We start from the raw sequence: 13082 nt of genomic DNA on the forward strand, positions 1-13082 counted from the left end.
GATCAGGCCCGGCCGAGCTTGGCTTCCCGCGCCGTGCGCAGGCGGGCGAAATCCTCGCCCGCATGATGGGATGAGCGCGTGAGCGGGCTCGACGACACCATGAGGAAGCCCTTGGCATAGGCCACCGTCTCGAATGCCTTGAACTCGTCCGGCGTCACGAAACGCTCCACCTTGTGGTGGCGGCGGGTCGGCTGGAGATACTGGCCGATGGTCATGAAGTCGACGTCCGCCGCCCGCAGGTCGTCCATGATCTGGAGCACCTCGTTCCGCTCTTCGCCGAGGCCGACCATGATGCCGGACTTGGTGAAGATGGAGGGGTCCAGCTCCTTCACCTGCTGAAGCAGGCGCAGCGAGTGGAAATAGCGCGCGCCGGGCCGCACCGTGAGGTACTTGGCCGGCACCGTTTCCATATTGTGGTTGAACACGTCGGGCCGTGCCTCGACCACCACCTCCACCGCGCCCTTCTTGCGCAGGAAGTCCGGGGTGAGGATTTCGATCGTGGTGCCTGGGCTGCCGGCGCGAATGGCGCGGATGGTGCGGGCGAAATGTTCGGCGCCGCCGTCGGAGAGGTCGTCGCGGTCCACCGAGGTGATGACGACGTGCGAGAGGCCGAGCTTGGCCACCGCCTCGCCCACCTTCTGCGGCTCGTCCTGATCAAGCGCCTTCGGCAGGCCGGTGCGCACGTTGCAGAACGCGCAGGCGCGGGTGCAGGTGTCGCCCATGATCATGAAGGTGGCGTGCTTCTTCTCCCAGCACTCACCGATGTTCGGGCAGCCCGCTTCCTCGCAGACCGTGTGCAAGCCGTTGGCGCGCACGATCTCGGCGGTCTTGCTCCAGCCGGCCGAGCCGGGCGCCTTCACCCGAATCCAGTCCGGCTTGCGCAGCACCTCGTTCTCGGGGCGGTTCGCCTTCTCGGGGTGCCGGGGCCTGTTCAGCGTATTGACGACCGTGACCATGCGTTGGTGCCACTCTCGCGCCTTCAGCGGCGGTATCGCCTAGATGTAGCGTTCGCGAGCGCGAACGTCGAGGTGTTGTGGAAGCAGGGCTGACCTGTGGGTTCCGAACCGCAGCCTCAGCGAAAACGGGCGCCCTCAAGGGGCGCCCGCTTGGTTTGTTTCAGGCCTTGACCAAAGGCACCTTCGGCACATGGCGGCTGGGGCCGCCCGAACCGCCCTTGGGGCCGGACTTCGGGCCCGGCTTTACGGGCTTGGTGCCGGGCCGCAGGGGCTTGCTCCGCGAGGCTTCCGCCTTGCGACGCGGGGCCCGCTTCGGCGAGGGCGCGATCTTTTCCGGCTTGGGCGTGATCGGGCCTTCGGGGAATTCGAAGTCGAGCTTCGTGCGCCCGTCCTCGCCTTCCACGACCACCACCTGGACGTGCCCGCCGCCCTTGAGGCGGCCGAACAGCACCTGGTCGGCGAGGGGGGTCTTGATGAACTCCTGGATCACCCGCGCCATCGGGCGGGCACCCATCTGTTCGTCGTAACCACGCTCGATCAGCCATGCGGTCGCCTCGTCGGAGAGGGCGATGGTGACGTTGCGGTCCGCCAACTGGGCTTCGAGCTGGAGCACGAACTTCTCCACCACCTGACCGATCACCTCTGTGGGGAGGTGGGCGAAGGTGATGACGGAATCCAGCCGGTTGCGGAATTCCGGTGCGAAGGTCCGGTTGATCGCCTCGATGTCGTCACCCTCCCGCTTGGAGCGGGTGAAGCCATAGGCCGCCTTGGAGAGGTCGGCCGCACCGGCGTTGCTGGTCATGATGAGGATGACGTTCCTGAAATCCACCGACTTGCCGTTATGGTCGGTGAGCTTCCCGTGATCCATCACCTGCAGGAGGATGTTGAAGAGGTCCGGGTGGGCCTTTTCGATTTCATCCAGCAGCAGCACGCAGTGCGGGGTCTGGTCGACGCCGTCGGTCAAAAGCCCGCCCTGGTCGAACCCGACATAGCCGGGAGGCGCGCCGATGAGGCGGGAAACCGTGTGCCGCTCCATGTATTCCGACATGTCGAAGCGCAGCAGGTTCACGCCGAGGATCGAGGCAAGCTGCTTGGCCACCTCGGTCTTGCCGACGCCGGTCGGGCCGGAGAACAGGTAGGAGCCGATCGGCTTCTCCGGCTCCCGCAGGCCGGCACGCGCCAGCTTGATGGAGGCGGCCAGAGCCTCGATCGCCTTGTCCTGCCCGTAGACCACACGCTTCAGCGTGGTTTCCAGATTGGCCAGCACCTCGGCGTCGTCCTTCGAAACGGACTTCGGCGGAATGCGGGCCATGGTGGCGATCGTGGCCTCGATCTCCTTGAGGCCGATGATCTTCTTGCGCCGGTTTTCCGGCATCAGCATCTGCGCCGCGCCGCTCTCGTCGATCACGTCGATCGCCTTGTCCGGCAGCTTGCGGTCATGGATGTAGCGGGCCGAAAGCTCCACCGCGGCCTTGATGGCCTCGTTGGTGTAGCGCAGCTTGTGGTAGTCCTCGAAATAGGGCTTGAGGCCCTTCAGGATCTCGATGGCGTCGGGCACGGTGGGCTCGGCCACGTCGATCTTCTGGAACCGGCGCACCAAAGCGCGGTCCTTCTCGAAATACTGCCGGTATTCCTTGTAGGTGGTGGAGCCCATGCACCGCAGGGAGCCGGAGGCGAGCGCCGGCTTCAGCAGATTGGAGGCATCCATCGCCCCGCCAGAGGTCGCACCGGCGCCGATCACGGTATGGATCTCGTCGATGAACATGATGGCGTTGGGATAGGCCTCGATCTCCTTCACCACCTGCTTGAGGCGCTCCTCGAAGTCGCCGCGATAGCGGGTTCCGGCGAGCAGTGCACCCATGTCGAGCGAGAAGATGGTGGCGGTGGCGAGCACCTCCGGCACGTCGCCGTCGATGATGCGGCGCGCGAGACCCTCGGCGATGGCGGTCTTGCCGACGCCGGGGTCGCCGACGAACAGCGGATTGTTCTTCTGCCGGCGGCACAGCACCTGGATGGTGCGCTGGATTTCCTTGTCCCGACCGATCAGCGGATCGACCTTGCCCTCGTGCGCCTTCTTGTTGAGGTTCACGCAATAGGCGTCGAGCGCGTCGGCCTTCTTCTTTCCGTCGTCGCCCGACTTGGTCTCGGTCTCGTCCTCGGCGCCGCGCACGGGGCGGCTTTCGGACATGCCGGCCCGCTTGGCGATGCCATGGGAAATGTAGTTGACCGCGTCATACCGCGTCATGTCCTGCTCTTGCAGGAAATAGGCGGCGTGGCTTTCGCGCTCGGCGAAAATGGCGACCAAAACGTTGGCACCCGTCACCTCTTCCCGGCCGGAAGACTGGACATGGATCACGGCGCGCTGGATCACCCGCTGGAAACCGGCGGTGGGCTTGGAATCGTCCCCGCCCGCCTGGACCAGGTTTTCCAGTTCGCTGTCGACATATTCGATGAGATTGCGGCGAAGCTTGTCGAGATCGACGTTGCAGGCGCGCATCACGGCAGCGGCATCCTGATCGTCAACGAGAGAGAGCAGCAAATGCTCGAGCGTCGCATATTCGTGGTGGCGCTCGTTCGCGAGAGCGAGGGCCCTATGGAGCGATTGTTCGAGGCTGCGTGAGAAAGTTGGCATCTAAACCTCTATCTCGTACCACGCCCCAGGATCTGGCCGGTCCAATGCCCCTGGCGTGTACGCGCTCCCTTAAACTTCGTACCGGCCTGTGCGCTTCGCAAGGCCCTCTGCCTGCCGCTCCCTCATCCCAACGCCGCGCCGCTTTGTGACGGCGTCATTTCTTTTCCATCACACATTGGAGAGGATGTTGGTGTTTGCGCGCGGAGTCCATGACCTGCGTCACTTTTGTTTCGGCGACTTCATAGGTGTAGATGCCGCACTCCCCGACGCCGCTGTTGTGGACGTGGAGCATGATGACATTGGCTTCGTCCCGGTCCTTGTTGAAGAACCGCTCGAGCACATGCACCACGAATTCCATGGGGGTGTAGTCGTCGTTCAGCAGCAGCACGCGATAGAGGCTGGGCCGCTTGGTCTGCGGCTTGGTGCGGGTGATGACCGAGGTTCCGGGGCCGGTATTGCTGCCACGACGCGGCTTATCGCCATCGCCGCCCGCCATGGAGGCAGGCCGGAGAAGTTCGGGAAAACTGTGATTGGCGTTCTGATCGGTCTGTGTCATCGGCAATGCTACGCAAAGCGGGAGGAGACGAGGCCACACGGCCTGCCACCGCAGCGATTGCCAAATAATAGGAACGCCGGGCCGTCTGCGCCAGACCGGAAGGTGCCGGAACCTTAGAATTCGGCTCCCGGCACCTGTCTTTTTAATGCTTCCGGATCGAAGCTGAGCCCGGCCACGAAGGGCCGGGCGCGCCTTCAGTTAAACTTCGAGAAGGTCGCTTCGTAGGGCTTGAACGCCTCTTTGGCGAGGCCGGTATACAATTCGCGGATCTTGGTCATCTCGGCGACGAGCGACTCATAGGCGGTCTTGTAATAGGTCTGCTGGATCTCGACGGCCTGCTCGATCGACTTCACGCCGAGCATCTTTTCCATCGTCGAGGTGCTCAGCTCGAAGGAGCTTTTGGTGTAGTCGGCCATCTCGACGGCGATTGCCTGAGCGCCCTTGGACCACGCGCCAAAGCTCTTGAGGGCCAGATCGACGTTGTCTTTGCCGATCTTCTGGAATTCTTCTGCATTCTGCATCTGGACCATGGGATTTCCTTTCCTGACGTGCGCTTTTCGCTGAAACAGCACGCTACGGGCAATTAGCCCTGCCCAAGCTTCATAATATGCACTGCAACATAATCGTCAAGAAAATTGTGCACTGCACCATGCCATTTGTTGCCGAATTTACGCCTTGGTAACTGCGGGTTTCTAACTTCAAAGACGGTCACTCCATCGCTTCCCGGTTGCTGCGGCGCGTCAGGCGCGTTGTCGTTGGCTACGGTCTCGCGCCACCCCGGACTGACACGGAACGATTTACATGCGTATGTCGCTGGCGAACGGCACTTTTCCGGCAAAGCTCCTCGTGGCGGCGATTGCCGCCTCCTTCTGCCTCGTCGCCGGCGCCGCCGACGCGAAGCCGAAGAAGCAGGCGAAGACCAAGGCGGCGACGACGCAGACCGCCAAATCGACGACGAAGTCGACGTCAAAGTCGCAGAGCGCGAAGTCGCAGACATCCAAGACGCAGGGCACGCAGAGCGCCAGGAAGGACGACGACAACAACACCGGCGGCGGTTGGCGCCGGGGCCAGTCGGCGTTCATCGTCGACGCCAATACCGGCAAGGTCCTCTATGAGGACAATGCCGACGTCCAGCTTCACCCCGCCTCCGTCACCAAGGTGATGACCCTTTACATGCTGTTCGAGCAGCTGGAGGCCGGCCGCCTGAAGCTGGACAGCGGGCTGGTGGTGTCGCAATTCGCGGCATCGCAGTCGCCCTCCAAGCTCAACCTGCGCCCGGGCCAGACCATTGAGGTCGAGGACGCCATCAAGGCCGTCGTCACCCGCTCGGCCAACGACGTGGCCGTGGTGATCGCGGAAGCCATCGGCGGCGACGAATCCACCTTTGCGTCCATGATGACCCGCAAGGCGCGGGCGCTGGGCATGACCAACACCCAATTCCGCAACGCCTCGGGCCTGCCCAACAAGGGCCAGCTCACCACGGCGCGCGATCTCGCCACCCTCGGCATCGCCATCCAGGACCGCTTCCCCCGGCAGTACAAATACTTCTCGACCCGCAGCTTCACCTACCGGGGCGAGTCGATCGGCAACCACAATCGCATGTTCGGCCGCCTCGAGGGCGTGGACGGCATTAAGACCGGCTACACCAACGCATCCGGCTTCAACCTGCTGACCTCCGTGCACAACGACGACAAGTTCGTGATCGGCGTGGTCATGGGGGGCGCCAGCGCGGGGTCGCGCGACACCCGCATGACCAACCTCATCAGCTCCAACTTCACCCGCGCCTATGCCGGCCGCCGCACCGCGCCGAGGGCCACCGAGGTGGCGGTCGCCGAAGCGGCACCGCAGATGGCGCCACAGTCTGCGCCCGGCCCGGTGGCGCCCCTGCCCCAGCCGCAGCGCATGGCCTATGCCGCCGATCCCGTGACCACCGCCGCGATCCCGTCCCGCAACCAGATGGTTGGCTCCGCGGAGCCCATCAAGCCGACGGCGGTGAAGACCGTGGCGATCACCCGCCCGGCCATCCAAACCGTGCCGGCGCCTAGCTTCTCCGGCAGCGGGCCGGTTCCCCCGGCCGCCATCGCGGTTCAGGCGCCTGTCGCCCACGCTCCCGCTCAGGCTCAGGTCGCCGCACAGGCTCCCGCCGCCAGGATGCCGTCTCCGCCCGCGATCCGCGCCCCGGCCCAGGTCGCCGCCGTCCAGGCGCCTTCGCCCCAGCCGGCTTATGCGGCACCGTTGCAGATGCAGACGCTTCCTCCGGTTGCCACCGCTCCACTCGCCGCTGCTCCAGTGGCGCAACAGCCGGTGTTGCAGCACCCGGTACGCACCGCATCCGCCGGGCCGGTGGCGATCCCCGCCGCGGCACTGGCGCCGGCCAGACCCGAACCCGCGCGGAGCGAACCCGCCACCACAAGCCACCGTCCCGGCTGGATGATCCAGATCGGTGCCTTCGGTGGCGAGAAGGAAGCCAAGGCCCAGCTCGATCTCGCGAAGTCGAAGGCCAAGTCCGCGCTCGGCTCTGCCGAACCCTATGTCGAGAAGGCCAGCAAGGGCTCGACAGATTTTTACCGGGCGCGTTTTGCCGGTTTCGATGAAAAAGGCGCCCAGGAGGCGTGCCGTTTACTGCAACGCAACCAGTTTGCCTGCATGACTCTCAGGAATTGATGTAGAGCGTTTAGCGGAAGACTCAGCGATGTTTGCGCAGGATGACGTCCTTGGCCTGATTGACACGCGCCGCCAGGTAGTCGGACCCGCCATGATCGGGGTGGAGCTTCTTCATCAGGGACCGGTGGGCACTGCGCACCGCGGCCTCTCCCGCCCCCGCTTCAAGCCCAAGAACCTCATAGGCCTCCTGTTCGGTCATCGCGCTGCCCACGCCAGGCGACTGCCGGCCGCCCCCGCTACCCGCGTGAGCCTCACGGTTTTCACGCCAGGCGGGCGCCCGGCGGTCGAGATAAGCTTCGACTAGCGCCAAAGACTGCGGGTCGAGCGACCCGCGCAGGCCGACGAGCGCTTCGACACCGAGGGAATCGAGCGAAGTGCCCGCCTGGGGGCCGGCGATAATGGTTCCCTTCAAGGCGCCCGTGCGGTGGTTAAGCTCCATCTCGATATAGGGTGAGCGCACCCGCGAGACCTTGGGCGGCGCCTTCGCAAACATGCCGGAAAGTCCGCCCCCCGCCCGCCCGAGCATGGCGAAGCCGACCCCTGCAAGGGGGATCGCCGCGAACACCCGGCCGGTGACAAGAAGGCCCGCCGCGGCGATCAGCACCGCGACCCCGCCGGTCTGCATAAGCCGACGCGCCAGGGCCTTGGGATTGGCCTTTTTCCAGAGATTTAACAGATAGAGGATGAGGGCGAGGGCGATCGCGCCGGCGATCAAGGTCACGATGAAGGATCTCCCATAGCGGCGAGCAACCGGACCGAGCCGGAACCGCCCGCCTTCAACAACGCCGTCCGCCCCCCGGCGGCATAAGCCGCGACCGCCCGCAGAAGCGACCGCAATTCATCTCCCGCGCCGGGCTCGAAGCGGCACCAGGCGCCGCCCGACAGGCGTGCCATCTCCTTGAACACACTCTCCACGCGAGCATCGCGCCCTTCCTGGAACATGAACAGTCGTAGGCCCAGCAGACCAAGGCGCCCGGCCTTTTCGCACAGAACGGCCGGGTCCTCCTCCATGGCGTCGCCGACAAACACCGCCGCCTTGACGCCGGAGCGTTCGACCTCAGAGGAAAGATGCCCGAGCACTCGGGAAATCTGCGTCAGCCCGCCCCGGCAGGTGATCCGCCGCATCATGGTGCCCAGCACCTGCGCGTCCGAGAGCCAGGGCGAGGCCCGGCATTCATCGGAGCCGCGATAATAAATCAGCTTCACCTCCAGCCCACCGAGATCGGCGGCGGCGCGAAACAGGTCCGCCTGGATTTCGCATGCGAGATCCCAGGTGGGCTGCCGCGAGAAGGTGGCATCGAGCGCAAAAGCGAGGCGCCCGGTTCCCGCACTCACCGGCGCTGTGGTTTTCGCCGCCGCGAGGAAGGCATCGAGTTCAGACCGGCTGGAGACCCCCTCCACCGCCGGCGACTGGCTTTTGGAAGCCGGAATTTTCGGCGTCATAGCCGGGCGGACCCCGTATCTGAGGGAACCAGAAGAAATTCGGACAGGGATTCGAGGCGGCGCCGCATGGCGGCAAACATAAGCCGCAGCGCCTTTCGCACAAGGTGTGCCCCGCACCACACCGGGGAGCGCGGCCCGCTTCCCTCCGGGCGCGCGCCGATTTAGGTTCCGCGCCAAACGGGTTCTGGGAGGAAACGGACGTGCAGACACCGAAGGTGGTGGAAACAGTCGCGGCGCTGCGCAATGAGGTCGCCCTCTACCGTGCCGAGGGATCGAAGGTCGCCATCGTCCCGACCATGGGCGCCCTGCACGCGGGGCACATCGCCCTGGTCAAGCAGGCGCAGACCCTTGCGCGGCGGGTCATCGTCTCGATTTTCGTCAACCCGACCCAGTTCGCCCCAAACGAGGATTTCTCCCGCTACCCCCGCACCTTCGAGGCCGATCTGACGCTGCTGGGAGAGGTGGGCGCGGATCTGGTCTATCTGCCGTCCGCAAGTGAAATGTATCCGCCCGGCTTCAGCACCAGCATTTCCCTGACCGGCCCCACCGAAGGGCTGGAGACGGATTTCCGCCCGCATTTCTTCTCTGGCGTCGCCATTGTGGTCGCGAAGCTATTTCTGCAGAGCGAGGCGGATTTCGCCATGTTCGGGGAAAAGGACTACCAGCAGCTCAAGGTCGTCACGCGCATGGCGCGCGACCTTGATCTGAGGACCCAAGTGGTTCCGGGGAGCACGGTGCGCGAGGCGGACGGCCTCGCCCTGTCCTCGCGCAACCGCTATCTCTCGCCGGAAGATCGCGCGATCGCTCCGGTCATCCGCCGCGCGCTCGAGGACGCCGCCGCGGCGATCCGCGCAGGCACGTCACCCGCAACAGCAACCGCTCACGCGCGCGATCTCATCGCAACCGCCGGCCTCAAGGTGGATTATGTCGAGGCCCGGCACGCGGAGAGCCTTGCTGCCCTGCCCGCCGACGCCCCGGCGCAGGGGCCAGTGCGTCTGCTGGTGGCGGCCTGGCTGGGGAAGACCAGGCTCATCGACAATATCGGCGTCTAAGCTGATTTACACAGCACCGATATAGCTGACGGCAAAGCCGACGATCACCAGGATGAGGCCAGCCAGGAGGATCGTCATGACCCGGCCGGACGACACGCCCTGGCGCGCCTGCGACGCCAGCTTGATCGCCTCGCCAGCCGGCCCCTGAGCGTCGGGGGTATGAAATTCACGGTCCTGCTGCCCTTCGCTCGGCTCGTTCCTTGGCTCATTCATCATCGTTCACTCCTTAACCAACTTGGAATGAAACGCGGGAAAACCGCTTATGGTTCGCATGGCACCCTGACCAGCTGGGCTATTAACCTGCTAAAAACACCACCTATTATCCCGATACCATTCTTGACAGATCGAATTTTAAAACGATTGAATGTGAGGAAAGTAACTTGAACAGGGCGAGGGACGCCGTGGGCGTATGAAGCTGAGCCAGGCAAAGCTGATTGTCGTGGCATCGTTTTGCTTCGCCGTACTGCTCATGTCCTGCGCGGTCTTCTACATCTATTACGACAAGGAACTGGTGTTCCGGGACAACCGTAGCCGCATGGAAAATGCCAGCGCGGTGATGGTGGAATTCGTCGGCAAAACCCTGAACGGCATCGACCGCGTTCTCGTGGAAGCGGGCCATGAAGTTGCGGCCGAGATGGCGGACGGCCAGGAACCGGACCTTGTCCTTTTACAGAACAAGTTCAACGACTTCTCCATCGGCGTCAGCGGCCTGTCCGCGATCTTCGCGCTCGACAAGAACGGAATGAGCTTCGCGAATTCGCGACCGGGCGCCCTGCCTAAGTTCTCATTTGCCGACCGCAATTATTTCATCGAGGCCCTCAAGGCACAGCCGAGCTCGCTGTTCATTTCCGAGACCGTGACGAGCCGGGTGCTCAATCAATGGCGGTTCTTCGCCAGCCGGCCGATTTTCGGACCCGACGGTGTGGTTATCGGCGTCATGGGCGCCTCCATCGAGACCGGCCTTTTTCAGAGCGTGCTCAATTCCTACCGGCCGGACCCCGGCATCGTCATTTCGCTATTCAGTTCCGATTTCAAGATCATAGCCCGCGCCCCTGACGATCCCTCCCTCTATGGCCGATCCTTTCAGGATGCGGAATTGTTCAAGAAATTGGGAACTGGGCGCGGACACATGGTGGCGATTACGGCGCCTGGCATCCTGAGCGGCACCGATCGCTTCACCATCGCCCGCTCCTTGCCCGATCTGCCTGTGATATTCACCATCTCCCTGCCGACCCGGCAATTGTTTGCGCAATGGCGCGCCCACAGCCAGATGCTACTTTCGCTCGCCGGCACGATGAGCGCTTTCATCATCTTCGTCGGTCTTGCCGGAGCGCGTAGCATCCGGCGGCGGGAGGAAGCCTCCTCTCTGCTCGACACCATGTTCCGGCAGACACCCGCCTGCCTCGCCATCGCGTCCTCGGACGGCATCGTTATCCGCAGCAATGAGAATTGGCTGTCGCTGGGCGACCTGTTCGCCATCCCAGCCGCAATGCGTGAGGACGTCTTCAAGTCGCTGCGGCATGCGGTGGTCGGCGGCGCCGATCACGGCCAGATCGAAGACCAGCAAAAATCCCTCACCGACATCGACGCCGTCGCGATAGCGGGAAAATCCAACCGCGTGTTGGAGCTGCGGTGCCAGCACGAAGGCACCGACCGCTATTTCACGGTCAACATCAGCCGGATCACCCTCGACCGCGCCACCGAGGGCTATGCGATCCTGGTGGTCGACATCTCGAAGCAGCGGGCGCTTGAACTGCGGCTTCGCTCCCAGTTGATCGTGGATTCGCAGACCGGCCTCGCCAATCGCGAGGGCTTCCAGGCCGCCCTAACTTCAGCCCTGCCACAAGCGGTCGGCGAGGACTGCCTGTTCGTGTTCGATATTGTCGGTCTTGCGGAGTTGAAGGAAACCCGTGGCTTCGAGGTGAGCGGAGAGGCGTTCGCGGCCATCGGCGCCACGGTGGGCGGCCTCTCGGAACTCGGCTGCATCGCCGGCCGCATCGACAGTGACAAATTCTGTGTTTTCGTCCCCGGAGCCGGGCACGGCACCACCAGCGCGCAGCGGCTTGAGAGCCTGATCCATCATATGACCCACGAGCACCGCCTGAAGGGCCATACCTTCAATGTGCGCATGACGGTGGGCGGCGCGCGAGTATCCGACGTGGGCCGGAACGCTGAAAAGCTGATCCAGGCGGCGGAGATCGCCCATGGCCTGGCAAAACGGCGGGGGCAAGCCTCCTCGGCATTCTTCAACGCCAAGATCGAGGCCGACGCCCACGAGCGGGTGCGGCTCTACGAATCCCTTCAGAAGGCGATCGTCCAGCAGGAGTTCGAGCTTGCGTTCCAGCCCAAAGTGGATCTTGCCTCGGGCGAGGTGATCGGCGCGGAAGCCCTGATCCGCTGGCGCCACCCGATCTTCGGTCTCCAGCCCCCCGACCGTTTCATTCCTATCGCCGAGGAGAGCGGACTGATCCTGCCCATCGGTGACTGGGTGATGGGGGAAGTGTTGCGCTTGCTGGCCTTATGGCCCACGCATGGGCGCGGCCCGGTGCCGATTTCGGTGAACGTCTCGCCGGTTCAGTTCGACCGCGAGGACGTCGATGTGATCCTCGCCGACCACCTGCGCCGGTACAAGGTGCGGCCGGACCTGATCGTGCTTGAGTTGACGGAATCCGTTTTCAGTCTCCAGCTCGAGGAGACGGTGGCAAAGATCAATCGCATCCGCGAGACGGGCGTGAAGGTCTCCCTCGACGATTTCGGCACGGGCTATTCATCGCTCAGCTACCTCAATCTGATGAACTTCGACGAACTGAAGGTGGACGGTTCCTTCGTGCGCAGTGTTGCGTCGGATATCGTCTCCCGCTCCATCGTTGACATGACCCTCGGCCTCGCGCGCACGCTCAACGTGACGGTGACGGCCGAGGCGATCGAGACCGAGGAGCAGCGGCAGGCGCTGCTGTCCATGGGCTGCTCCACCGGACAGGGTTTCCTGTTCGCGAAGCCCATGCCGCTGGCTGAATTCCAGGCCGTTATCCGCGAGCAGCGGCGGCTGTTGCCGACCCTTCTCCTGTAGGCCCGCAGCGGGACGGATTGGAACCACGCCCGCGCGAGGCCCGTTAGCTCCCGGAACCAGTGCGCTCCGGCTCCAGCCGGCGAGCGCCGTCGAAGGGAGGCAATATGACATTCCCCATCGCGAGGGTCGCCCTCGTCAGCCTTGCCTTGAGCGTCACCGCCCCCGCCTTCGCGCAGGTCGGAACCGGCGCCCGCCCGCCGGATGCGCCGGGCCCCACCATCCCGGCGCCGCGTCCGGGCGAAAACCTCAGTGATCGCCTGGATCGCACAGACGGCGTGATCCCGCCGACGCAGAACCTCGATCCCGGCCTCACCAAGCCGGCGCCGAATACCGGCACCATGCCAGTGATCCCGCCACCGGGAACGCCGGGCGGCGCGCAGGACGTGCAGCCCAAGTAGCGCGCTATAGCGCGCGCCTCCCGCTATTGCCGGCCTATGCCCCTGTCGCTATGGCTAGACGGCCGATGTGCGTCCTCGATATCGACTGCCCCGGCATGGCCCGGGGTTGTCGATGCCGTACGGTTTCGGAGAGAAAATCAAAGCGCAATTCTCCGCACCGCTCGCGCTTCTCCCCCGGCTGGGCCTTCAGCGGCAAGTTTATTTTCTCAGGCTATGTCTCGCGGCTGTCACAGCCATCGCCTTCTCGGCGCTGGCTTATGTTTGCTTTCCGCACCTTCCATTTGTAAAAGAACTGACGAACAGCGGCGGGA

Annotated in this window: 11 protein-coding genes; 4 read left to right on the forward strand and 7 right to left on the reverse strand. The window is 64.2% G+C overall.

The annotated features are described in order from the left end of the window. Nucleotides 1-2: 2 nt before the first annotated feature. The 4 genes from lipA to ADADO0_RS01845 all read right to left on the reverse strand — a co-directional run bounded on the left by lipA (nucleotide 3) and on the right by ADADO0_RS01845 (nucleotide 4674). Nucleotides 3-956, reverse strand: a complete 954-nt coding sequence (gene lipA / locus ADADO0_RS01830; RefSeq protein WP_511303375.1) for a lipoyl synthase — start codon at nucleotides 954-956, stop codon at nucleotides 3-5. Between the two features lie 160 nt (nucleotides 957-1116). Beyond that, a complete protein-coding gene (gene clpA, locus ADADO0_RS01835; protein WP_511303376.1) occupies nucleotides 1117-3588 on the reverse strand; it encodes an ATP-dependent Clp protease ATP-binding subunit ClpA in 2472 nt (823 codons plus the stop codon). A gap of 154 nt (nucleotides 3589-3742) precedes the next feature. Continuing rightward, a complete protein-coding gene (clpS, locus tag ADADO0_RS01840; protein ID WP_511303409.1) occupies nucleotides 3743-4084 on the reverse strand; it encodes an ATP-dependent Clp protease adapter ClpS in 342 nt (113 codons plus the stop codon). 254 nt (nucleotides 4085-4338) lie between these two features. Beyond that, entirely contained in the window at nucleotides 4339-4674 is a 336-nt protein-coding gene (locus ADADO0_RS01845) for a phasin family protein (protein ID WP_511303377.1), read from the reverse strand. Nucleotides 4675-4945: 271 nt separating this feature from the next. Here ADADO0_RS01845 and ADADO0_RS01850 point away from each other — a divergent pair, with 271 nt between their 5' ends. Further along, nucleotides 4946-6808 carry a D-alanyl-D-alanine carboxypeptidase gene (locus ADADO0_RS01850; RefSeq protein WP_511303378.1) on the forward strand — a complete coding sequence of 621 codons (1863 nt, stop codon included), beginning with the start codon at nucleotides 4946-4948 and terminating at the stop codon, nucleotides 6806-6808. A gap of 22 nt (nucleotides 6809-6830) precedes the next feature. Here the strand turns inward: ADADO0_RS01850 and ADADO0_RS01855 are convergent, their stop codons facing one another. Beyond that, nucleotides 6831-7529, reverse strand: a complete 699-nt coding sequence (locus tag ADADO0_RS01855) for a J domain-containing protein (RefSeq protein ID WP_511303379.1) — start codon at nucleotides 7527-7529, stop codon at nucleotides 6831-6833. After that, nucleotides 7526-8251, reverse strand: a complete 726-nt coding sequence (locus tag ADADO0_RS01860; RefSeq protein WP_511303380.1) for a VWA domain-containing protein — start codon at nucleotides 8249-8251, stop codon at nucleotides 7526-7528. The genes ADADO0_RS01855 and ADADO0_RS01860 overlap by 4 nt, the downstream gene beginning before the upstream one ends. A 200-nt stretch (nucleotides 8252-8451) precedes the next feature. Here ADADO0_RS01860 and panC point away from each other — a divergent pair, with 200 nt between their 5' ends. Next, on the forward strand, nucleotides 8452-9303 hold the full coding sequence (gene panC / locus ADADO0_RS01865) for a pantoate--beta-alanine ligase (RefSeq protein ID WP_511303381.1): 852 nt from the start codon (nucleotides 8452-8454) through the stop codon (nucleotides 9301-9303). Between the two features lie 6 nt (nucleotides 9304-9309). On the opposite strand, the gene ADADO0_RS01870 is transcribed toward panC, so the two are convergent. Further along, nucleotides 9310-9519, reverse strand: a complete 210-nt coding sequence (locus tag ADADO0_RS01870) for a hypothetical protein (protein WP_511303382.1) — start codon at nucleotides 9517-9519, stop codon at nucleotides 9310-9312. A gap of 193 nt (nucleotides 9520-9712) precedes the next feature. Here ADADO0_RS01870 and ADADO0_RS01875 point away from each other — a divergent pair, with 193 nt between their 5' ends. Beyond that, nucleotides 9713-12373 carry a bifunctional diguanylate cyclase/phosphodiesterase gene (locus tag ADADO0_RS01875; protein ID WP_511303383.1) on the forward strand — a complete coding sequence of 887 codons (2661 nt, stop codon included), beginning with the start codon at nucleotides 9713-9715 and terminating at the stop codon, nucleotides 12371-12373. A gap of 104 nt (nucleotides 12374-12477) precedes the next feature. Then, nucleotides 12478-12771 (forward strand): hypothetical protein, encoded by a 294-nt coding sequence (locus tag ADADO0_RS01880; RefSeq protein ID WP_511303384.1) that lies wholly within the window; start codon nucleotides 12478-12480, stop codon nucleotides 12769-12771. Nucleotides 12772-13082 lie beyond the last annotated feature (311 nt).

This window comes from Aquabacter sp. (assembly GCF_965279295.1).
Taxonomy (GTDB): Bacteria; Pseudomonadota; Alphaproteobacteria; order Rhizobiales; family Xanthobacteraceae; genus Aquabacter.

Coding starts and splice junctions, on each gene's coding strand:
- lipA (WP_511303375.1), bottom strand. CDS start 956: ATGGTCACGGTCGTCAATACGCTGAACAGGCCCCGGCACCCCGAGAAG.
- clpA (WP_511303376.1), bottom strand. CDS start 3,588: ATGCCAACTTTCTCACGCAGCCTCGAACAATCGCTCCATAGGGCCCTC.
- clpS (WP_511303409.1), bottom strand. CDS start 4,084: ATGGCGGGCGGCGATGGCGATAAGCCGCGTCGTGGCAGCAATACCGGC.
- ADADO0_RS01845 (WP_511303377.1), bottom strand. CDS start 4,674: ATGGTCCAGATGCAGAATGCAGAAGAATTCCAGAAGATCGGCAAAGAC.
- ADADO0_RS01850 (WP_511303378.1), top strand. CDS start 4,946: ATGCGTATGTCGCTGGCGAACGGCACTTTTCCGGCAAAGCTCCTCGTG.
- ADADO0_RS01860 (WP_511303380.1), bottom strand. CDS start 8,251: ATGACGCCGAAAATTCCGGCTTCCAAAAGCCAGTCGCCGGCGGTGGAG.
- ADADO0_RS01870 (WP_511303382.1), bottom strand. CDS start 9,519: ATGATGAATGAGCCAAGGAACGAGCCGAGCGAAGGGCAGCAGGACCGT.
- ADADO0_RS01875 (WP_511303383.1), top strand. CDS start 9,713: ATGAAGCTGAGCCAGGCAAAGCTGATTGTCGTGGCATCGTTTTGCTTC.
- ADADO0_RS01880 (WP_511303384.1), top strand. CDS start 12,478: ATGACATTCCCCATCGCGAGGGTCGCCCTCGTCAGCCTTGCCTTGAGC.